21 protein-coding genes are annotated in these 20,417 nt (G+C 75.7%); 4 read left to right on the forward strand and 17 right to left on the reverse strand.

Annotated elements, in window-relative coordinates:
* Positions 1-326 precede the first annotated feature (326 nt).
* The 4 genes from HCK00_RS13980 to HCK00_RS13995 form a co-directional block, all read right to left on the reverse strand.
* Positions 327-1,073 carry an SDR family oxidoreductase gene (locus tag HCK00_RS13980; RefSeq protein WP_168102234.1) on the reverse strand — a complete coding sequence of 249 codons (747 nt, stop codon included), beginning with the start codon at positions 1,071-1,073 and terminating at the stop codon, positions 327-329.
* A 268-nt stretch (positions 1,074-1,341) separates the two neighbouring features.
* Positions 1,342-1,923: a G/U mismatch-specific DNA glycosylase gene (mug, locus tag HCK00_RS13985; RefSeq protein ID WP_168102235.1), complete on the reverse strand. Its 582-nt coding sequence runs from the start codon at positions 1,921-1,923 to the stop codon at positions 1,342-1,344.
* A gap of 44 nt (positions 1,924-1,967) precedes the next feature.
* A complete protein-coding gene (gene purB / locus HCK00_RS13990) occupies positions 1,968-3,401 on the reverse strand; it encodes an adenylosuccinate lyase (RefSeq protein WP_168102236.1) in 1,434 nt (477 codons plus the stop codon).
* A gap of 243 nt (positions 3,402-3,644) precedes the next feature.
* Positions 3,645-4,457: an SGNH/GDSL hydrolase family protein gene (locus tag HCK00_RS13995; RefSeq protein WP_168102237.1), complete on the reverse strand. Its 813-nt coding sequence runs from the start codon at positions 4,455-4,457 to the stop codon at positions 3,645-3,647.
* A 246-nt stretch (positions 4,458-4,703) separates the two neighbouring features.
* Between HCK00_RS13995 and HCK00_RS14000 the strand changes: the two genes are divergently transcribed.
* Positions 4,704-5,198 (forward strand): ATP-binding protein, encoded by a 495-nt coding sequence (locus HCK00_RS14000; protein WP_168102238.1) that lies wholly within the window; start codon positions 4,704-4,706, stop codon positions 5,196-5,198.
* 247 nt (positions 5,199-5,445) lie between these two features.
* Here HCK00_RS14000 and HCK00_RS14005 read toward each other — a convergent pair whose 3' ends face one another.
* The 6 genes from HCK00_RS14005 to bioB form a co-directional block, all read right to left on the reverse strand.
* On the reverse strand, positions 5,446-6,465 hold the full coding sequence (locus tag HCK00_RS14005; protein WP_168102239.1) for a hemolysin family protein: 1,020 nt from the start codon (positions 6,463-6,465) through the stop codon (positions 5,446-5,448).
* A complete protein-coding gene (locus HCK00_RS14010; protein ID WP_168102240.1) occupies positions 6,462-7,805 on the reverse strand; it encodes a hemolysin family protein in 1,344 nt (447 codons plus the stop codon). Before HCK00_RS14010 ends, HCK00_RS14005 begins: the two co-directional genes overlap by 4 nt.
* Positions 7,806-8,076: 271 nt before the next feature.
* Positions 8,077-8,379: a hypothetical protein gene (locus tag HCK00_RS14015; RefSeq protein WP_168102181.1), complete on the reverse strand. Its 303-nt coding sequence runs from the start codon at positions 8,377-8,379 to the stop codon at positions 8,077-8,079.
* Positions 8,380-8,475: 96 nt separating this feature from the next.
* Positions 8,476-9,192 carry a dethiobiotin synthase gene (bioD, locus tag HCK00_RS14020; RefSeq protein WP_168102241.1) on the reverse strand — a complete coding sequence of 239 codons (717 nt, stop codon included), beginning with the start codon at positions 9,190-9,192 and terminating at the stop codon, positions 8,476-8,478.
* A 113-nt stretch (positions 9,193-9,305) separates the two neighbouring features.
* The gene (locus HCK00_RS14025) at positions 9,306-10,646 is read right to left on the reverse strand and encodes an adenosylmethionine--8-amino-7-oxononanoate transaminase (RefSeq protein WP_168102242.1); all 1,341 of its coding nucleotides are present in this window, start codon (positions 10,644-10,646) and stop codon (positions 9,306-9,308) included.
* A complete protein-coding gene (bioB, locus tag HCK00_RS14030) occupies positions 10,639-11,868 on the reverse strand; it encodes a biotin synthase BioB (RefSeq protein WP_168102243.1) in 1,230 nt (409 codons plus the stop codon). Before bioB ends, HCK00_RS14025 begins: the two co-directional genes overlap by 8 nt.
* Before the next feature lie 146 nt (positions 11,869-12,014).
* Between bioB and HCK00_RS14035 the strand changes: the two genes are divergently transcribed.
* Entirely contained in the window at positions 12,015-13,226 is a 1,212-nt protein-coding gene (locus HCK00_RS14035) for an 8-amino-7-oxononanoate synthase (RefSeq protein ID WP_168102244.1), read from the forward strand.
* A gap of 76 nt (positions 13,227-13,302) precedes the next feature.
* On the opposite strand, the gene HCK00_RS14040 is transcribed toward HCK00_RS14035, so the two are convergent.
* The 3 genes from HCK00_RS14040 to HCK00_RS14050 all read right to left on the reverse strand — a co-directional run bounded on the left by HCK00_RS14040 (position 13,303) and on the right by HCK00_RS14050 (position 15,292).
* Positions 13,303-13,851: a C40 family peptidase gene (locus HCK00_RS14040; RefSeq protein ID WP_168102245.1), complete on the reverse strand. Its 549-nt coding sequence runs from the start codon at positions 13,849-13,851 to the stop codon at positions 13,303-13,305.
* Positions 13,852-14,359: 508 nt separating this feature from the next.
* The gene (locus HCK00_RS14045) at positions 14,360-14,662 is read right to left on the reverse strand and encodes a hypothetical protein (protein WP_168102246.1); all 303 of its coding nucleotides are present in this window, start codon (positions 14,660-14,662) and stop codon (positions 14,360-14,362) included.
* Between the two features lie 6 nt (positions 14,663-14,668).
* Positions 14,669-15,292 (reverse strand): ATP-dependent Clp protease proteolytic subunit, encoded by a 624-nt coding sequence (locus HCK00_RS14050; RefSeq protein ID WP_311765314.1) that lies wholly within the window; start codon positions 15,290-15,292, stop codon positions 14,669-14,671.
* A 136-nt stretch (positions 15,293-15,428) separates the two neighbouring features.
* Here HCK00_RS14050 and HCK00_RS14055 point away from each other — a divergent pair, with 136 nt between their 5' ends.
* The gene (locus HCK00_RS14055; RefSeq protein WP_168102248.1) at positions 15,429-15,743 is read left to right on the forward strand and encodes a type II toxin-antitoxin system Phd/YefM family antitoxin; all 315 of its coding nucleotides are present in this window, start codon (positions 15,429-15,431) and stop codon (positions 15,741-15,743) included.
* Between the two features lie 261 nt (positions 15,744-16,004).
* Here HCK00_RS14055 and HCK00_RS14060 read toward each other — a convergent pair whose 3' ends face one another.
* From HCK00_RS14060 to HCK00_RS14070, 3 genes are all read right to left on the reverse strand, one after another.
* The gene (locus HCK00_RS14060; protein WP_168102249.1) at positions 16,005-16,745 is read right to left on the reverse strand and encodes a lysophospholipid acyltransferase family protein; all 741 of its coding nucleotides are present in this window, start codon (positions 16,743-16,745) and stop codon (positions 16,005-16,007) included.
* A gap of 180 nt (positions 16,746-16,925) precedes the next feature.
* Positions 16,926-17,561: a pyridoxamine 5'-phosphate oxidase family protein gene (locus HCK00_RS14065; RefSeq protein ID WP_168102250.1), complete on the reverse strand. Its 636-nt coding sequence runs from the start codon at positions 17,559-17,561 to the stop codon at positions 16,926-16,928.
* Between the two features lie 8 nt (positions 17,562-17,569).
* Entirely contained in the window at positions 17,570-18,106 is a 537-nt protein-coding gene (locus HCK00_RS14070) for an HPP family protein (protein WP_168102251.1), read from the reverse strand.
* A 109-nt stretch (positions 18,107-18,215) separates the two neighbouring features.
* Between HCK00_RS14070 and HCK00_RS14075 the strand changes: the two genes are divergently transcribed.
* The gene (locus HCK00_RS14075; protein ID WP_168102252.1) at positions 18,216-18,860 is read left to right on the forward strand and encodes a CGNR zinc finger domain-containing protein; all 645 of its coding nucleotides are present in this window, start codon (positions 18,216-18,218) and stop codon (positions 18,858-18,860) included.
* 30 nt (positions 18,861-18,890) lie between these two features.
* On the opposite strand, the gene HCK00_RS14080 is transcribed toward HCK00_RS14075, so the two are convergent.
* The gene (locus tag HCK00_RS14080) at positions 18,891-20,300 is read right to left on the reverse strand and encodes a vanadium-dependent haloperoxidase (protein ID WP_168102253.1); all 1,410 of its coding nucleotides are present in this window, start codon (positions 20,298-20,300) and stop codon (positions 18,891-18,893) included.
* Between the last annotated feature and the right edge of the window lie 117 nt (positions 20,301-20,417).

Genomic DNA, 20,417 nt, shown 5'->3' on the forward strand with positions numbered 1-20,417 from the left:
CCTCCTCGTGTCGTCCGGACCGTCCGGACCGTCCGGCACGCCCGGTCCCGGAGCGGGACGGGCGTGACCTCCGTTGGTACCGGCGCCGGATGTGATCCACCCGAACGGACAGTGAACAGCCCACGCGTGGGCGGGGGAAGGGGCCGTGACCGCACGCCCCGGGGGGCCGTGCCCGGCGGCCCGGACGACTGACGGACCGCATGCCTGACGAACCGCATGCCTGACGGGCCGGCGGCACGGCGGTCCGCCGCGGACCGGCGCCGCCCGGGTGGCCCCACCGGACCGCACCGCGCACCCGGCCCGCGGCCGGATGCGCCCGGCCCGGCTCAGAATCCGCCGGAGACGCGGAGGATCGCGCCCGTGGTGTACGAGGCACCGGGGGAGAGCAGCCAGGCCACCGCGTCCGCCACCTCCTCGGGGCGCCCCGGGCGGCGCAGCGGCACCCGCTCCGGGTTCCGCCAGGGGCGCTCGGGGTCGCCCATCGCGGCGTGGATGTCGGTCAGCACCATGCCCGGCTGCACCGAGTTGACCCGGATCCCCTCGGGCCCGGTCTCCTTCGCCAGCCCCACCGTCATCGCGTCCAGCGCCGCCTTGCTGGCCGCGTAGTGCACGTACTCACCCGGGGCGCCGTTGGTGGCCGCGCCGGAGGAGATGTTGACGATCGCGCCGCCCCGGCCGCCGTACCGCGTCGACATCTCCCGCACCGCGCGCCGCGCGCACAGCAGGGCGCCCATGACGTTGACGTCGATGACGCGCCGCATCACCTCCGGGCCCGTCTCGGCGAAGCGGCCCAGCGGGCCGGTGATCCCCGCGTTGTTGACCAGCCCGGTGACCGGCCCCAGCCGTTCGGCGACGGTGTCGAACAAGGCCTCCACCTGCGCCTCGACGCTGGTGTCCACCTGGACGACCAGGCATTCCACCCCCTCGTCACGGACCGCGTCCGCCGTCCGCCCGGCGGCCTCCCGCGCGTTCTCGTAGCCGATGGCGACCGCGTGCCCGGCCCGTGCCAGGCGGACGGCGACCGCTGCGCCGATGCCGCGGCTGCCCCCGGTGACGACGGTGACCTGGTCCATACCTCACCCTCCCGTTGCCGACTGACGGGAAGACTGCCACACCCGGACGGGGCCCGCGGCTCGCCCCGTGCTCCCGCACCGGCTCCCGGCGGGGGAGACGGCCGGTTCGGGCCCGGGGACGGCACCGGCGGGGGCCGTGGTTCCCAGGCCACCGCGACCACGGGCCGGAGCCGGGCGGGAGCCGGGATGAGCCGGGCCGGGGGCAGGACATGAACCCGGCCGCCGGGGCCGCCCCGCTCCCGGGGACGTCCCGCCGCCGGAGCGGCGCTCACCGCGCGGGCGGCGCCGGCTCCTCCCCGTCGGCGGCGCGCCGGAGGCGGGCGAACTCCTCCGCCATCGTGGCCGCCGTCCAGTGCGCGTTGAGGCCGCTGGGGTTGGGCAGCGCCCAGATCCGGGTACGGCCGATCGTCCGCTCCTGCGGGCCGACGACCGCCCCCTTGTCGTGGAACGCGACCCGGTAGGCGGTGATGCCCAGCACCGCCAGCCAGCGCGGCTCGTGCCGCGCGACCTTCGCCGTGAGCGCCCGGCCGCCCTCCCGCATCTCCTCCTCGCTGAGCTCGTCGGCGCGGGCCGAGGCGCGCGGGGCGACGTTGGTGATGCCGAGGCCGTGGAGGAGCAGCTCACGCTCCTCCCAGGGCCGGAGCCGGCGCGGGGTGAAGCCGGAGGCGTGCAGCACCGGCCAGAAGCGGTTGCCCGGGCGGGCGAAGTGGTGGCCGGTGGCCGCCGACATCAGGCCCGGGTTGATCCCGCAGAACAGCACCCGCAGCCCGTCCGCGATCACGTCGTCGACCGTGCGGTCGCGGGCCGCCTCCAGCTCCTGCGGTGAGGGGCGCCGTGCGGGACGGGGCACCGGGGCGGGCGCCGTACGGGGCGGCCCGCCCGGTTCCGCGCCGGTCAGAGGATCGCCCCCGGCGTGTACCCGGCGGCCTCCGGGCGGGCGGCGGTGATCTCCCCGACCCGGGCGACGACCGAGGCCACCTGGTCCGCCGCGGCGCCCGTGAAGGAGAGCCGGTCGGCCATCAGCGCGGCCAGCGCCTCCCGGTCCAGCGGGATGCGCTCGTCGGCCGCGAGGCGGTCGAGGAGCTCGTTGCGCTCGGCGCCCTTCTCCCGCATCGCCAGTGCGGAGGCGACGGCGTGCTCCTTGACGACCTCGTGCGCGGTCTCCCGGCCGACCCCGGCCCGCACGGCGCCCATGAGCACCTTGGTGGTGGCGAGGAAGGGCAGGTAGCGGTCGAGTTCACGGGAGACGACCGCGGGGAAGACCCCGAACTCGTCGAGCACGGTCAGGAACGTCTCCAGCAGCCCGTCGAGGGCGAAGAAGGCGTCCGGCAGCGCCACCCGGCGGACCACGGAGCAGGACACGTCGCCCTCGTTCCACTGGTCGCCGGCCAGCTCCCCGGTCATGGAGGCGTACCCGCGCAGGATCACCATCAGCCCGCCGACGCGCTCGCAGGAGCGGGTGTTCATCTTGTGCGGCATCGCGGAGGAACCCACCTGGCCGGGCTGGAAGCCCTCGGTGACCAGCTCGTGCCCGGCCATCAGCCGGATGGTCCGCGCGAGCGAGGACGGCGCGGCGGCCAGCTGCACCAGGGCCGTCACCACCTCGTAGTCCAGCGAGCGCGGATAGACCTGCCCGACGGAGGTGAACGCGCCGGCGAAACCGAGGTGCGCCGCGACGCGCCGCTCCAGCTCGGCGAGGCGGCCGAGGTCACCGCCGAGCAGGTCGAGCATGTCCTGCGCGGTGCCGACCGGGCCCTTGATCCCGCGCAGCGGGTACCGGGCGAGCAGCTCCTCCAGCCGGCCGTGGGCGACCAGCAGCTCGTCCGCCGCGGTCGCGAACCGCTTGCCGAGCGTCGTGGCCTGCGCCGCGACGTTGTGCGATCGGCCCGCCATCACCAGCTCGGCGTGGTCGGCGGCCAGCCGCGCCAGCCGCGCCAGCACGGCCACCACCCGGTCCCGGACCAGCTCCAGCGAGCGGCGGATCTGCAGCTGCTCGACGTTCTCGGTGAGGTCGCGGGAGGTCATGCCCTTGTGGACGTGCTCGTGCCCGGCGAGGGCGTTGAACTCCTCGATCCGGGCCTTGACGTCGTGCCGGGTGACCTTCTCGCGCTCCGCGATCGAGGCCAGGTCCACCTGGTCCAGCACGCGCTCGTAGTCGGCGAGGGCCTGCTCGGGCACCTCGACGCCGAGGTCCCGCTGGGCGCGGAGGACGGCCAGCCACAGCTGCCGTTCCAGCGTCACCTTGTACTCGGGGGACCACAGGGCGGCGAGCTCGGCGGAGGCGTAGCGGCCGGCCAGGACGTTGGGAATGCGGGGCTTGGAGGTCACGTGACGGCATTCTACGGCCCGGGCCGCTCCGCCCCGCCCCCGCTCCGCGCCCCACGGGGGCCGGGGACCGGCCCGTCCCGGGCACGCCGTCCGGGGCGGGCCGGAGCGGCCGGCCCCCACGCCGGTCCGTGCCGCCGCCACCGGTCGCCGGAGCCCGCCGGCCCGGCGTCCTCCGCGTACCGGTGCCGGCCGCGGCGGCCCCCGCGCCACCGGGTGTCCTCCGGCGCGGTCCGGTGGACGGGCCTACAGCTCGTACGGGTACGGCAGCAGGTCGCCCCGCTTGGGGGACAAGCCGTCCCCCGAGGAGCGGCCCGTCAGCCGGCGGCCGATCCAGGGCAGCAGGTGCTCGCGGGCGAACCGCAGGTCGGCCGCCCGGCGGCGGTACCAGCCCGGGGGAGCCGCCGGCGGCAGCGGCTCGGTCCAGTCCCACCGCGGCTCCAGGCCGATGGCCTGCCACACGGCCTCGGCCACTCTGCGGTGCCCCTCCTCGGTGAGGTGGAGCCGGTCGACGGCCCACAGCCGGGGGTCGCCGAGCGCCCCCGAGCCGTAGAGGTCCACGACGAGCGCGCCGTGGCGCTCGGCCAGCTCGTCGAGGATGGTGAACAGCTCCTCCATGCGCGGGCGGAAACGCTCCAGGAACGGGCCGTTCCGCCCGGGGCTGCGCATCAGCACCAGCCGGCCGCAGTTCGGCGCCAGCACGGCGACGGCCTCCTCCAGACGCGCGCGGACCCGGCCCATGTCGCAGGAGGGACGCAGGGTGTCGTTCAGCCCGCCCACGAGGGTCACCAGATCGGCGTTCATCGCGGCGGCGGTTTTCACCTGCTCGTCGGCTATCTGGCCGATCAGCTTGCCGCGCACCGCCAGGTTCGCGTAGCGGAAGCCGGGGGTCGCGGCGGCGAGGTCCGCCGCGAGGCGGTCGGCCCAGCCGCGGTAGCTGCCGTCCGGCAGCCGGTCGGACATGCCCTCGGTGAAGGAGTCACCGAGGGCCACGAAGCTGGTGTAACGGCCCGGGCCGCCCGGACGGGCGGCGGGGGCGCTGGTCTCATCGGTCTGCATGACGGCGGAAATCCTACGCCCCGCCCGCCACCGCCCCGGACCGGGCCGTTCCCCGGCGCTTTACTTCCCGGTAAGCCCGTCCTAGGGTTCTACCCGGAAGTAACTCCGGCCGCCCGCCCCCGCTCCCGCCCCCGTGGCGGAGGTCCGGGACCCGGTGGTCCCGGGGGTTCTTCCCGCGCCTCCCCGGCGGCGCGTTCGATCCGCCGGGCTCGCTGTCGCCGGACACCGGGCCGTAGTGGAGTACCCATGTACCGATCCCAGCCCGGCGCACCGTCCGGGGGCTGCTCTTCCCCGCCGGCCCACGCCCTCCCCGGCCCGCTCGCGGCCGTCTTCGCCGAGCCCGCCGGACGGGCCGGACCCTGGCCGCTGCCCCGGTCCGGCGAGGCCTGCGCGCTCGCCCGGCGCGCGGTACGCCACACGCTCTCCTCCTGGGCGCTGGGCGACCTCGCGGACACCGCGGAACTCCTCGTCAGCGAGGTGGTGGCCAACGCCCTGCGGCACACCCGGGGCCCGGTGCAGCTCACCGTGGTCCACGGCGGTTCCCGCTGGTGGTGCGGGGTGGGCGACGCCGGTCCCGGCTTCCCCCGGATCCGGCCGGCCACCCCGGACGACGAGTGCGGCCGGGGCATGGCGATGATCGCCCAGCTCGCCTGCGCCTGGGGCGCGGACCACACCGCGTGGGGCAAGGAGGTCTGGTTCTCCCTCCCCGTCGGCGTCCGCTCCTCCGGCGTCCGGGACTGAGCGGGCCGCCGCCCCTGCCGGCGCCGCCGGAACCGGCGCGGCGCACGGCGGGCAGACCCTCGCTCCCGGCCGGGCAGCCCTCCGTGGGAGGTGGGGGACGGGTCCTCGGGACCCGCCTCGCACGGCCCTGGCCCTCCTCTTCGGCCTTCCGCCTTCCGCCTTCCGCCTTCCGCCTTCCGCGGAAGGGCGGAGGGCGGCACCCCGCCCGGAGGCGGAGCGCCGCCCTCCGGGCGGGGCCGTGGGCCGCTCAGCCGGCGGGTGCCCGGCCGACCAGCTCGCGCAGCACGTCCTCCATGGTGACCAGTCCGGCCGGCCGGCCGTCGGGACCGATCACGGCGGCCAGATGCGTGCTCGAACTCCGCATCGCACCCAGCACGTCGTCCAGCGGCGTGTCCGAGCGTACCCGGGCGATCGGGCGCATCGCCGCCACGGGGAAAGGCAGGTCCCGGGGCCGGGCGTCCAGCGCGTCCTTCACATGGAGGTAGCCCAGGATGCGGCGGCCGGAGCCGACGACGGGGAAGCGGGAGAAGCCCGACTCCCAGGCCAGCCGCTCCAGCCCCTCCGGGGTCACCCCCAGGGGGGCGGAGACGATCCGGTCCACCGGCAGGACCACCTCGCCGACCGGACGACGGCCCAGCTCCAGCGCGTCCCGCAGCCGCTCCGTGGAACGCTCGTCCAGCAGCCCGGCCTCACTGGAGTCGGACACCATCCGGGCCAGCTCGTCGTCCGAGAACGTGGCCGCGACCTCGTCCTTCGGCTCCACCCGCAACAGCTTCAGCAGCGCGTTGGCGAAGGCGTTGATGGTGAAGATCACGGGGCGCAGCGCACGGGAGAGCGCCACCATCGGCGGGCCCAGCAGCAGCGCGGCCCGCACGGGCTCGGCCAGGGCGACGTTCTTCGGCACCATCTCGCCGAGGAGCATGTGCAGATAGGTCGCCACCGCCAGGGCGATGACGAAGGAGATGGGGTGCACCAGGCCGTGCGGCACCCCCACCGCGTCGAAGACCGGTTCGAGCAGGTGGGCGATCGCCGGCTCGGCGACGACACCCAGGATCAGCGTGCAGACCGTGATGCCGAGCTGCGCCGCCGCCATCAGGGCGGAGACGTGCTTGAGCGCCCACAGCACGGCGCCGGCCCGCCGGTCGCCCTCCTCCGCGAGCGGCTCGACCTGACTGCGCCGCACCGAGATCAGCGCGAACTCCGCGCCGACGAAGAAGGCGTTGGCGACCAAGGTCAGCAGACCCACCAGAAGCTGGATCGCGGTCATCGGGCGGCCTCCTCGTGCGGTTCGCCTTCACGTTCGGGCAGCGGCGCGTGGAGCAGCACCCGCGCGGCCCGGCGGCCGGTGGCGTCGAGCACGTCGACCCGCCAGCCGGCCACCTCCACCCGGTCTCCCTCGGCCGGTATCCGGCCCAGCTCGGTGGCGACGAGACCGGCGAGCGTCTCGTAGGGGCCCTCCGGGGCGCGCAGGCCGATGGTCTCCAGCTGGTCCGTGCGGGCGGAGCCGTCGGCGGCGTAGAGGGGCCTGCCCTCCTCGTCGGTGCCGGCCGGTGCCAGGTCGGGCACCTCCAGCGGGTCGTGCTCGTCCCGCACCTCGCCGACGACCTCCTCGACGATGTCCTCCAGGGTGACCACCCCGGCGGTGCCGCCGTACTCGTCGATCACGACGGCCATGCTGCGCTTGCCGGAGAGCCGGTCCAGCAGCCGGTCGACGGTGAGCGACTCCGGTACCAGCAGCGGCTCCCGGAGCAGCTCGGTGACGGGGTGGCGGGCGCGCCGCTCGGCGGGCACCGCCAGCACGTCCCGGATGTGGGCGATGCCCACGACGGTGTCCAGACTGGCCCGGTAGACGGGGAAGCGGGACAGGCCGGTGGCGCGGGTGGCGTTGGCGACGTCCTCCGCGGTGGCCTGTACGTCCAGCGCCATGACCTGCACCCGCGGCGTCATGACGTTCTCGGCGCTCAGCTCGGCGAGGTTCAGGGTGCGCACGAACAGCTCCGCGGTGTCCGGCTCCAGGGCGCCCTCCTTGGCGGAGTGCCGGGCCAGTGCCATCAGCTCCTGCGGGCCGCGCGCGGAGGCCAGCTCCTCGGTGGGCTCCAGGCCCATCCGGCGCACGATGCGGTTGGCGGAGTTGTTGAGGTGGCTGATGAGCGGGCGGAAGGCCGCGCTGAACATCCGCTGCGGGGTGGCGACCCGCCGGGCGACCGGCAGCGGGCTGGAGATCGCCCAGTTCTTGGGGACCAGCTCGCCCACCACCATGATCACCACAGTGGACAGGGCGGTGCCGGTGACCAGGGCGACCGTGCCCACCGCGCGCTCGGGGATCCCGACGGCGGTGAGCGGCGTACGGAGCAGCGCCGCGATCGAGGGCTCGGCGAGCATGCCGACGATCAGGTTGGTGACGGTGATCCCCAGCTGGGCGCCGGAGAGCTGGAAGGTCAGATTGCGGACGGCCTTCAGGGCGCTGTCCGCGCCCCGGTCGCCGCGCTCCACGGCGCGCTCCAGCTCGCTCCGCTCGATGGTGGTCAGGGAGAACTCCGCCGCCACGAACGCGCCGCAGGCCAGGGAGAGGAGGAGCGCCAGGAGGAGGAGCAGCACTTCGGTCATCGGTTCACCTCCTTCCCCGGGCGGGGTGGGTCGAGGAGGTTCGGATGACAGTGGCAACTGGGAGGCTCGCCCATGGGCGGACGCTCACACCTTTCGGTCGGGGGCCGGACGCGGCCCGGGATGCACACCATCGTAAAGGAGCGGCCCAGCCCCCGGCGGGGGCGGAACGGGTGGTCCGCCTGGCGGCGGCGGTACCGGAGCCCGGCGGGGCGGCACCCGGACCCGCCGGCGCTCCGGCCGGGGGCCGGTCCGGGCGGCGCACTCGGATGGATCAGGCTCCTCCGCCGCCCGCGCCGCCCGCGCCGCCCGCGCCGCCCGCGCCGCCCGCGCCGCCCGCGCCGTCCTCCCCGCCGCCGGCGCCCCCGCCACCGGCACGGGTGGCCGGCGCCGGCGCGGAGGACAGGCGTATACGGTGCGGGACGCGCTCCGCCGTGGGCTCCGTCATCTCGTCCACGACGCGCCCGCCGGCGAGGTGGAGGACCCGGTCCGCGGTGGCCGCCGCGTTCGGGTCGTGGGTGACCATGACCACGCTCTGCCCCAGCTCGTCCACGGCCTCGCGGAGGAAGCGCGGCACGTCCTGGCCGCTGCGGGAGCCGAACCGCGGGACGGCCGCCGGGGCGGAACCGGGCGCCGCGGTCCGTCACCGGCGACCGGGGCGCGCGGGAGGCCGTCAGGCTCCGTGGCGCGCGGTGAACGCGGCGGCGTCCCACGTACCGCCGAGCGCGGGGGCGAGCCAGGAGGCGGCGCGGGCGCGGAAGGCCGGCGGCTCCAGGGCGCCGGCCCCGGCGGGGACCGCGCCCAGCAGTGGGCCCCCGGCGACGGCCGGGAGATCGCCCAGGTTGCAGCGCTCGGCCGTGCCGGGGGCGGCCGGCCAGCTGCCGACGAGGACACCCGGGCACGCCAGCCCCCGGGACCGCAGGGCCTCCGCGGTCAGCGCGGTCGCGTTGAGGGTGCCCAGCCCGGCCTCGGCGACCACCAGCACCGGCGCGCCCAGCAGCCGGGCGGCGTCCGCCAGCGTCGCGCCCGCCGCGTCGTAGCGCACCAGCAGGCCCCCGGCTCCCTCCACCAGCACCAGGTCGTGGCCGGCGGCCAGCTTCTCCGCGGCCTCGGCGATCCGCTCCGGGTGCACCGGGGGCAGCGCCGACCGGCGCGCCGCGGTGTCCGGGGCCAGCGGCTCGGGGAACCGCGCGAGTTCGGCGGTGGTGACCGGCCCGGCGAGCCGGGCCGTCTCCGCCGCGTCCCCCGGCTCCCCGGGCGCCACCCCGGTCTGGGCCGGCTTGAGCACGGCGACGGTGCGGCCCGCCGCCAGCGCAGCGGCGGCCAGCGCGGCCGTGGCCACCGTCTTGCCGACGCCGGTCCCGGTACCGCTGACGACGGTGACGGCCATGCGCCTCTCGCCTCCTCACCTGTTCGCGTGTCGTTCTGTGGGGTGCCCCCGGGCCGTCCCGGCCGCGGGCACCGGGCCGGCGGGGTGGTGCTCCGGGAAGGCCCGTTCCCGCGTCAGCCCGCCGCCGCTGCCGCGCACACGGCCGCGCAGATCCGTGCCGTGTCCGCCGCGTCCGTGACATACGGCGGCATCGTGTAGACGAGGTCACGGAAGGGACGCAGCCAGACGCCCTCCCGCAGCGCGGCGCGGGTGGCCGCCGCCAGGTCGGCCTCGTGGTCGAGCTGGACGACACCGATGGCGCCCAGCACCCGGACGTCGCGCACGCCCGGCAGCCCTTCCGCCGCGGCCAGCCCCTCGCGCAGGCCGCGCTCGATACGGCCCACCTCGCCGCGCCAGTCCCGGGAGAGCAGCAGGTCCACCGAGGCGCCCGCGACCGCCGTGGCCAGCGGGTTGCCCATGAAGGTCGGGCCGTGCGCCAGCACCGGGACCTCTCCGCGGGCGATGCCCCCGGCGACCTCGGGGGTGCACAGCGTGGCCGCGAGGGTCAGCATGCCGCCGGTGAGGGCCTTGCCCAGGCAGAGCACATCGGGCGCCACCCCCGCGTGGTCCGCGGCGAACAGCTCACCGGTGCGGCCGAAGCCGGTCGCGATCTCGTCCAGCACCAGCAGCACGCCGTACTCGTCGCACGCCTCGCGCAGCACCCGCAGATAGGCGGGGGAGTGGAAGCGCATCCCCCCGGCGCCCTGCACCACCGGCTCGACGACCACCGCCGCCAGCTCGTCCGCGTGACGGGCGATCAGCCCGCGCAGGTGGTCCGCGTACCCGGGGTCGGCCGGGGCGCCGAAACCGGGCGGCGGGGCGTCGGCGAACACCTGACGGGGCAGCACACCGGACCACAGGTGGTGCATCCCGCCGTCCGGGTCGCAGACCGACATCGGCTGCCAGGTGTCGCCGTGGTACCCGCCGCGCCAGGTCAGCAGCCGCCGCTTCGCCGGTCTGCCCAGCGAACGCCAGTACTGCAAGCACATCTTGACGGCCACCTCGACCGCCACCGAGCCGGAGTCCGCGAGGAAGACATGGCGGAGCGGCTCCGGGGTGATCTCCACCAGCCGGGCGGCCAGCCGGACCGCCGGTTCATGGGTGAGGCCGCCGAACATGACATGGCTCATCCGCTCCAGCTGCGCCCGCGCCGCCCCGGTCAGCACCGGATGGCCGTAGCCGTGCACCGCGGACCACCAGGAGGACATGCCGTCGATCAGCTCGTCGTGGCCCTCGGCCGGTTCGGCGAGCCGCAGCCGCACCCCCGAGGCCGAGTCCACCACCAGCGGCGGGCGCAGGCCGGGCATCGGGCCGTACGGGTGCCAGACGTGGCGGCGGTCCAGTTCCAGCAGTTCCGCGGTGGTCAGCGCCCCGGCCGGGGGGAGCCCGGCCGGTCCCGGGGCCGGCTCAGGCATTGGGCGGCAGGCCGGTGCCGGCGCCGCGGCGGCGCACCGCGACCAGATCGGTGCGGGCCTCGCCACCGGCCCGGCCGCCGGCCGGCGCGGGAGCGGGGCGTGCGGCGGTGTCAGGGGCCGTGGGGTCCGCCGTCGCCGTCGCCGTCGCCGCCGGTTCCCCGGCGTCCCGGGCCGGTACCCCGCCGGGCGGGCGGCCGCCATTCCCGCCGCCGGTGCCCGACCGGTGCGCCGGCAGCGTCACGGTGTCCGCGCCCTCCACCTCGAACCCCGCGTCGGCGATCATGTCCAGGTCGGCCTTCCCCGCCTGGCCCTCGCTGGTGAGGTAGTCACCGAGGAAGACGGAGTTGGCCAGGTGGAGCGCGAGCGGCTGCAGCGACCGCAGATGGACCTCACGCCCGCCCGCCAGCCGCACCTCGACGTCGGGGCAGACGAAGCGGACCATGGCCAGGATGCGCAGCGCCCGCCGGGGGGTGAGCTCCCAGGTCCCGGCCAGCGGGGTGCCCTCGAAGGGGATGAGGAAGTTGACCGGCACGGAGTCCGGGTCCAGCTCGCGCAGCGCGAAGACCACGTCGACCAGGTCCTCGTCCGACTCGCCCATCCCCGCGATCAGGCCGGAGCAGGCGGAGAGCCCCGCGCCCCGGGCCTGCCGGACCGTGGCGACCCGGTCCGCGTAGTCGTGCGTGGTGCAGATCGAGGCGTACTCCGCCTCGGAGGTGTTGAGGTTGTGGTTGTAGGCGTCGGCGCCCGCCGCGCGGAGCCGCTCGGCCTGCCCGCCGGAGAGCAGCCCGAGGCACGCGCAGACCTCGACCCCCTCGTTCCGCTCGCGGATCGCCGCGATGGTGTCCGACACCCGCTCCAGGTCCCGGTCGGTCGGGCCGCGGCCGCTCGCCACCAGGCAGACCCGCTTGGCGCCGCCGGCCACCCCGGCCGCGGCGGCCTCGGCGGCCTCCTCCGGCTTCAGCCAGGTGTACCTGAGGATCCCCGCTCCGGAGCCCAGCCGCTGCGAGCAGTAGGAACAGTCCTCGGGACAGAGCCCCGACTTGAGGTTCACCAGGTAGTTGAGTTTCACCCGCCGCCCGAACCAGTGGCGGCGCACCCGGCCCGCCGCGGCCACCACGTCGAGCAGGTCGTCGTCGGAGGTCGCCAGCACGGCGAGGGCCTCGTCCCGGGTGGGCGTCTCGCCGCGCAGCCCTTTGTCCACCAGCGTGTTCAGCAGCTCCATGCCGAAGATCCTCGCCTACCCGGGCGGGCCGGGCCAAGGAGGGATCCCACAACGCGGGCTGAGCGGCGTGTGGGTATCACCACACCGTGTTCCGCCCGCCGCGGGACTAGGTTTTGGGCACACCCCACAGTCGCGAGGAGCGGCCGATGCCTCAGGAGCAGTACCAGCGGGACCCTTTCGCCTGGCTCGACGCGGAGGCGGCCGCCCGGCGGGAGAACGGCACGGACCGGGTGGTGCGCCCCCGGCCGGCCCGCTCACCGCTGCTGGACCTGGCCTCCAACGACTACCTCGGCCTGGCGCGTCACCCGGAGGTGACGGACGCGGCCGCGTCCGCGTCCCACCGGTGGGGGGCCGGGGCCACCGGCTCCCGGCTGGTGACCGGCTCCACCGCGCTCCACGCCGAACTGGAGGTCGAACTGGCCGCGTTCTGCGGCTTCGAGGCCGCGCTCGTCCTCTCCTCCGGTTACGCCGCCAACCTGGCCGCCGTCACGGCGCTCACCGGCCGGGGCTCCCTCGTGGTCTCCGACGCCGCCAACCACGCCTCGCTGATCGACGGCTGCCGGCTCTCCCGGGCCACCACCAGGGTGGTCCCGCACGCCGCCCCGGACGGCGTGGCGCGCGTCCTCGACGAGGCCGGAGACCCCCCTCCGGCCGGCGGCGCGGCCGGCCGCACCACCGGGCCCGGCGGGCGCCTCGGCGCTCTGGTGGTCACCGACGCCGTCTTCTCCGTGGACGGCGACGCGGCGCCGCTCGCCCCGCTCGCCGCCGTCTGCCGGGAGCGGGGCGCGGCCCTGCTGGTGGACGACGCGCACGGGCTGGGGGTGCTCGGCGCGGGCGGCCGGGGCTCCGCGGACGCGGCCGGCCTCGCGGGGGCGCCGGACACCGTCGTCACCGTCACCCTCTCCAAGGCGCTGGGCAGCCAGGGCGGGGCGGTGCTCGGCCCGGCCCGGGTGATCGCACATCTGGTCAACACCGCGCGGACGTTCATCTTCGACACCGGTCTCGCGCCCGCCGCCGCCGGGGCCGCGCTGGCCGCGCTGCGGCTGCTGCGCCGCGAACCGGAGCGGGCGGCCCGGGCCCGGTCCGCGGCGGGGGCGCTCCACACAGGGCTGACGGCGGCCGGTCTGGCCGCCGTGGCGCCGGACGCCGCCGTCGTCTCGGTCCGGGCGCCGTCCCCGGAGGGGGCCGTGCAGTGGGCGGCCGACTGCCGTGCCGCCGGTCTGGCGGTGGGCTGCTTCCGTCCCCCGTCGGTGCCCGACGGGGTGTCCCGGCTGCGGCTCACCGCCCGCGCCGACCTGACGGCCGGGCAGATCAATGAGGCGGTGCGGACGGTCGCCGCCACGGCCCCCGCCGGCTGAGGTCCCGCCGGTTCTTCCCGGCCCGCGCCGGGCGGCCCCGGCCGTACCGCGCGGGACGGTACGGCCGGGACCAGGCTCAGCCCACCCGGCCGTAGCGGACGCTCTTGGTCCAGATCTTCTCCAGCTTCACCACCGAGCCGGCCTTGGGGGAGTGCCAGACCTTTCCGCTCCCGGCGTAGACGCCCACGTGGTAGACGCTGCCCCCGGAGTGGAAGAAGACCAGGTCGCCCTTGGCGCGGCTGCCCGCGGAGATGTGGCGGGTCTTGTTGTACTGGGCGGCCGCCGTGCGCGGCAGCTTCTTGCCGGCCTTCTTGAACGCGTACTGGGTGAGGCCGGAGCAGTCGAAGCGGCTCGGCCCCGCGGCTCCGTACTTGTAGGGGGACCCCTTCTTCGAGGCGGCGACCTTCAGCGCCTTGGTGCCGGCCGTGGCGGCCTGGGCCTCGGGGGCGGCGCCGGGCGCCAGCAGGGACCCGCCGAACGCGGCGAGCGTGAGCGCCGAGACGGCGCCCGCCCGGGTGAGCCGGACGGCCGTCCGGTGGGCGGGACCGGTGGTGCCCGTGGTGGCTGTGGTGCCGGTCGTGCCGGTGGGGCTGTCGTGCTTCTGGACGTTTCCGTGCGCGGACATGCGCAACCCTTCGTCAGTCGCCTGTGAGGGATGGCCTGTCGGGTTCGGGCAGGCGAAGATGCCCGGCCGCGGTGTGCGGCTTCACCCCAAGGGCCGCCCGGACGGATCCGGTCGGGCCCGGCTTGCTGGGTCCTCCACTCCTGCCGGTCCACTGGTTCGACCTGTCATCCGGGCGGTGGCAGGATTCGGCGTCCACCCGGACCGCCCCGCCTCGGCGGCGGGGGCTTGCCGTCGGCGATGGTTACGCATCCCGTGCCGCGATCCGTCACGGAAACGGCCCTTTGTGAAAGTTCTCACTCCTGCCCCGACTGCCGCAAAAGGGGCGGACGTTGACGGGAACCAATGCGGCCGTACCGTCCTGAGCTGGGGTTGTTCCGCCGATGTCGAGGATGGGGCGCACCGGGGACGGAGCCTCTCCGGCCTGTCATGTTCACTGCCGGCTTCGGGTCTTCGGTGAGGGGGCAGGGCGGTCGGCGGGCCCGGCGGGCGGACTCTCCCCGACGGGCCGTCAGCGTCCCCCGGGCGGCAGGGTGACGCGCCCGGTGCGGCGCTCCCCGTCGAGGACCCGCAGCGCCCGCGCCAGGATCGCCGTGTGCAGCTCCGTCTCGCCCCTGGCGTGCATCACGGCGAGCGCGTCGCGCAGCCGCCCTGCCCGGGTGACGAGCGCCTGCGCGGCCCGCAGGCTGCCGTAGGTGTCGGTGGACCGGGCCGGATTGATCCGGCCGAGCAGGTCGGCGGCCGCCAGGAAGCCGTCGACGACCTCACCCTCGGCCCGGGTGAGCGCGGGCAGCGGGGGCAGTTCGGGCAGCACGGCGGATCACCGCCCGCCGGCCGGCGCGCGGCGGGTGACGAGGTGGTCGGCGAGACCGTAGGCCACGGCCTCGGCGGCCGGGAGGACCAGTTCGCGCTCGATGTCCCGGCTGATCCGCGCGGCCGGCCGGCCCGTGTGCCGGGCCAGCAGCGCCTCCAGTATCTCGCGCTCGCGGTTCATCTCCCGGGCGCGCAGGGCGAGATCGTCCACCTGCCCTTCGACCGGCTCGGCGAGGCGCGGCTGACGGAGCACCACCCGGGAGCCGGGGAGGATCAGCCGGTGTCCCGGTTCGCCCGCCGCCAGTACCGCCGCCGCCTCGGCGACGGCCTGCCCCACGCAGACCGTCTCCACGGGGCAGCTGAGGAAGAGCAGGGTGTCGTGGACGGCCGTCATCGCGGAGGCGGAGCCGCCGGGGGAGTTGATGTAGAGGGAGATGGCCCGGCCGGGCGCGGCGTACTCCAGGTGCAGCAGCTGGGCGATCACGTCCTGGGCGGCGGTCTCGTCGAGCGCCGTGCCCAGCAGCACGATGCGCCCTTCCAGCAGCCGGGAGTAGGGGTCCTGGACGCGGATCCCGTCGGGCGTGTGCTCGGTGAACTCGGGCAGCACGGAGCGGTCGGTCGGAGACTGCACGGGCGGTCCCCCCTTTCTTCGGTCGCCACCCCGCCGTACCCGGCGAGGCGCGGAAACGGGCCGGTCCCGGAACCGGCGTGCATCGCGTACTGAACGTACAGAACGTACCTCCTGTACGTCTCCTACGATGGGGAGCATGGCCTACGAGATTCCGGTGACGCAAGCCCGTGCGGAGCTGGCCGAGTTGATCAATCGCGTCGTCTACGGCGGTGAGCGGGTGGTGGTCACCCGCCATGGCAAGCCGCTGGTGGCGCTGGTGTCCGCCGCCGACCTGGAGCGACTGGAATCCGCGGAGCCCGGGGAGGCCGGGGAGGGGCCGGCGGAGGAGCCCGTCATCAGCACGGTGTCGGCGCTGCGGAGCGGCTCCGCGTCCGCTGCGGGCGAACGGAGCGGGTTCGGGATCGCCGCGCGCCACCACGGCTCCGGCGGGGAGACCCCGGGCGGGCGCTGACCGTACGGCGGGAGTGCGGCCGGGTTCGTGGCCGGTGTTCCTCACGCGCGCCGGCGTCCCCCGTACGGGGGCGCGGGCGTCGGCGGACGATATCCGGTGTTCCTCACGCGCGCCGGTCCACCGCCGTCCGTGGACTCCCCGGGCCGGGCGGCGGCCGGTGTTCCTCGCCCGGGTCCGTCGGCCGTCCCGCAGGGGCGCTGGTTCGCGGGGCGTCCGTACCCCCGTCCAGGGGAGCGCCGGCCGGCCCCGGGCCGTTCGGCGTCAGCCGTGCCCGGCGGTCCCGCTCGCCCGCCCGGTCCCGCCGGCCGTTCCCGGCTTGTCCTTCTGCGCCTTCTTGACGTCGGTCGCGTACCGGTCGACGTACTCCTGCCCGGAGAGCCGGAGCACCTCGTACATGATCTCGTCCGTCACCGCGCGGAGCACGGCTCGTTCCCCCTCCATCCCGGCGAACCGCGAGAAGTCCATCGGCTTCCCGAACCGGATGGTGACCCGGCGCCGCCCCGGACGCGGCAGCTTGCGCCCGGGCGGCTGCACCTCGAAGGTGCCCTGCATGGCGCACGGCACGACCGGCGCCCCGGTGCGCAGGGCCATCACCGCCACCCCGACCCGTCCCTTGTAGAGCCGTCCGTCGGGGGAGCGCGTTCCCTCGGGGTAGATGCCGAGCAGCTCTCCGCCCTCCAGGACCTTCACCCCCTCCTCGACGGCGGCCCGGCCTGCCCGCCGGCCGGAGCGGTCCACGGGGATCTGCCCCGCGCTGCGGAAGAAGGCCGCGGTCAGCCGTCCCTTGATGCCCGGGCCGGTGAAGTACTCCGCCTTCGCGAGGAAGGTGATGCGGCGGGAGAGGACGGCCGGCATCAGGAAGTGGTCGGCGAAGGAGAGGTGGTTGCCGGCGACGACGGCCGCGCCCTCCGCCGGCACATGTTCCAGCCCTTCGATCCGGGGCCGGAACACCAGCCGCAGCACCGGGCCCAGCAGTACGTGCTTGAGCAGGTAGTAGAACACGGTTCGCCCCTCACTCCACCGGCCCCGCCGCCACCCCGCGCCCTCCCCGGGACCGGCGCGCGGCCCCGGGGAGGCGCCGGGTCTTCTGCAGTCATCTGTAACCCGTAGGGGCGGGCTCATGCGGGGACCGGCGGGGCGCCGGCCCGTGGGTGGCCGGGCCGGCGGCGGCGCCCGGGGCGGTCAGCCGGCGCCGGCCGGGTCCGGACTCCCGGCTCTCAGGCGGGCGTTCTCGCGTTCCAGCGCCGCCATCCGCTCGCGCATCGGGGCCAGCGTCTCCTCCAGCTCCGCCGCCGTGTAGCGGGGCTCGATGTGCTGGGGGCAGTTCCAGTCGAACGCCTCCACCTCGACGAGGACCAGACGTTCGACCTTGGCGCGGTAGCCGTCCGGGGGCATGGGGACCTCCCCGTCCGGGAGGTCTTTGGCCCCGGCCGTCCGTGCCCGGCCGAGGATCTTCAGCCGGGTCCGGGAGGGGTAGTCCATCAGCAGGAGCGCGACCCGGTCGTCGCCGTCGAGATTGCCCACGGTGATGTACTGCCGGTTGCCCCGGTAGTCGGCGAACGCGAGCGTCCGGTCGCCGGTCGCCCGCAGGAAGCCGGGCGGCCCTCCCCGGTGCTGGACGTAGGGCCAGCCTGAGGAACTGGTGCTGGCCAGGTAGAAGCTCGTCCTGGTGGCGGCGAACCCGGCCTCGTCGGCGGTGAGCCGGTCGGCTCCGGCCGGTCCCCGCGTCATGGCCGCGTAGCCCCGGTGGCTGCCGTGCTCCTGCTGGTGGCGTCGTGCCGCCGGGGTGAAGAGCAGCTGCCCGTACCTTCTGGTCATGAGGGGTCTCACCACCAGTAGGTGGGGTAGCGGGCCGTCCTGCCGCTGCGTCCGGCCAGGATCCCGACGGCCACCAGAACCCCCGTGGCCAGGACGAGGAGCGGCAGGAAGAGCAGGGGGTCCGGCTGGGTGAGGACCACGATGACGGCCGTCGCGGCGGCGGGGGAGTGGGGCGCCCGCACCAGGGCCATCGCGCCGATCGCCAGTCCGCCCGCCACGGCGGCGGACCACGCCGAGGCGCCGCCCGCCGCGAGGGTGAGGAAGCCGACCACGGCGGAGGTGAACTGCCCGCCGATCACGCTGCGGGGCTGGGCCAGCGGCAGGGCGGGCGCGGCGAAGACCAGGGCGGCGCTGGCGGCGAGCGGCGGGATGAGCACGGTCTGGCCGATCGCCACACCGATCGCGACCAGCAGGACCAGGGCGACCACACCGCCCAGGGTGGCCACGGAGACGGTGGCCTTCGCGGCGGGGGCCGGGGCCTTGCCCGCCAGCGCGGAGGTGGCCCGCCGCAGCGGCGAGACCTCGGTCACCACGGAATCGGTCATCGGGAGTGTTCCTTCCTGGAGCACCGGTGAGCTAACGCATGAATGCTATCCGGTTCCATTAGCTCGGGGTGGGTATTCGGAAGACGGCGGACGACGGCAGGATGGAACGATGGGTGACACGACGAGGCGGGAGCCGGACGGGGGCGCGATCGGGCGCCTTCCGCTGCGCGGCGAGCCGCTGCCCCTGGAACTGGTGAACACCACCTACATCCAGGGCGGGGTGCGCGGCCGTCTCGTGGACGCCCTGACCCGGCCGGGAGACCTGGACGACTGGCTCACCGCGCACCACGCGCAGTTCAGTCCCGCGCTGGTCCGGGAACTCGCCGCGGCGCCCCCCGCCACGCCGGCGCATGTCGCCGCGTTCGGGGAACTCCGCCACGCCCTGCGGGAACTCGCCGCCTCCCAGGTGGCCGGACGCCCGCCGGAGCCCGGGCCGGTCGCGGTGGTGAACGGGGCCGCCCGGCTCGCCGCCCGGTGGCCGGAGCTGAGCGGGGACGAGGACCGCCCCGCGAGGGTGCGGTGGTCCGAGGGCGATCCCCGGCGGGTGGCGCTGGGGGAGGTCGCGGGGGCGGCCGTGGAGCTTCTCTCCGGCGCGGAGAGGGAGAAGATCCGGGCCTGCCCCGCCCCCGGCTGCATCCTCTACTTCGTCCGGAGCCACGCCCGCCGCGCCTGGTGCACCACCGGGTGCGGCAACCGGGTGCGGGTGGCCCGGCACAGCCGCCGGGCCCGCGCGGACGGCCGGGCCGGGCGGTGACGCCGGCCCGGCCGCCGGGCGGGAGCGGGGTCAGTTCGCGACGGTCGCGAACACCCTGTCGGAGACCTTGGTGCCCAGCGTGAACCCGGCATCGTTGTCCCACTGGAAGTGGATGCCCAGGTACTTGCGGCTGTCGGCCTTCTCCCGGGCGGCTCCGCTCAGGCTGGTGAAGGACCGCGTGACGCCCTGGGCCAGCGGGTCGTCGGTGCCGGCGGTGAAGGCCAGGTCGTCGGTGCCGAAGTACTTCGCCACGATGCGGGCCCAGGCCGCGGCGATGCCGGTGTGGCCGGAGACGTAGGACGGGAAGTTCGGGGAGAAGCTGTTGCCGAGGAGGTCCTGCTCCTGCGGCTCCCAGTCCGGGTCGGCGACGATGTCCGGGTTGGGGACCTCGTCCGCCCGCCGGATCGCGTCGGCGGGCCGCCAGACGTCCCAGTCCGTCAGGTACTTGGAGTCCCAGACGGCGATCGCCGCGTCGGCGAGGGCCACCGAGGTGAGCGCGAAGAGCTTGGCGCTCTCGAAGGAGGTGCCCTGCGGACGGTGGGTGCGGAAGACGGCCACGGTGTGGTCGTACTGCTGGCCGATCGGCTTGTACGTGCCGTCGATGTCGTTGGCCCAGTAGTGGCCGATCTCGGTCTGCTCCGCGGTCCGCCCGGAGGAGTCCCTGCCGCCGATCCGCTTGATCTCGTTGACCTGCGCCGCGTACTCGGGGCTCCGCAGCATCTCCTCCGCGGAGCCGAAGCCGCCGATCGTCCCCGGCCGGAACTGGGAACCGGAGGACAGGGCGAACGGCTTGACCTTGCCCCAGTTGGGGGCGCCCGCGGGCTTGCCCTCGGCGGGCCGCCAGTGCCCCGGGGCGAGGTTCGGGACGTAGGGCGTGGTGTCGCCGGAGCCGTCGCCGGCGCGGTCGGCGATGACGGCCCGCGCGGTCCTGACTCCGAGGTCACGGCCGAGGTCGCGCTCCGCCGCGGTGCCCGGGTCGGGCATGGCGCGTGCCGTGCGGAGCTTGGCGTCGAGGTCGGCGACCGGGTGGTCGGGGAAGGCGTCCCGCAGCGCGGTGTAGGCGGCGTGGTCGATCGCGGAGTTGAGCGCGCCGTACCGGCCGGCGGCCGCGGGGTCCTTGGTGAGGTAGGGCTTGCCGATGGTCCTGACCGAGTTGACGGCGTCGTAGACGGCCAGGTCCATCATGGCGCCGCCCCGGCCGAGCGGACCCGGGGTGCCGCCCCGGTGCCGGAAGAGGTCCATGAGCGCCGTGTTCCAGTACAGGACGTGGTCGTTGGCGCCCCGCGCGAAGTCCAGGTCCCCCGACGCGGGGGAGGCGGAGGGGGCGGTCTCGGCGGCGCCGGCCTGGACGGCGGGGACCGCGGTGGCGAAGGCGGCCAGGGCCACGGTGGCCGCGGCGGAGGTCAGCAGCGATCGCCGCCGGGGTGTGGTGCGGGACATGGGTCGCTCCTTGGGGTCCGGGCCCTGGCGGCACTCGTCACAGGAGTCGGCGCCACGGCGTGCGGTACTGCCAAGGAACGTAAGGCGGCCAGGACGCGGGTCATCGAGGGGTTCACC

This window comes from Streptomyces zingiberis, assembly GCF_012034935.1.
In the GTDB taxonomy this organism is placed as follows: Bacteria; Actinomycetota; Actinomycetes; order Streptomycetales; family Streptomycetaceae; genus Streptomyces; species Streptomyces zingiberis.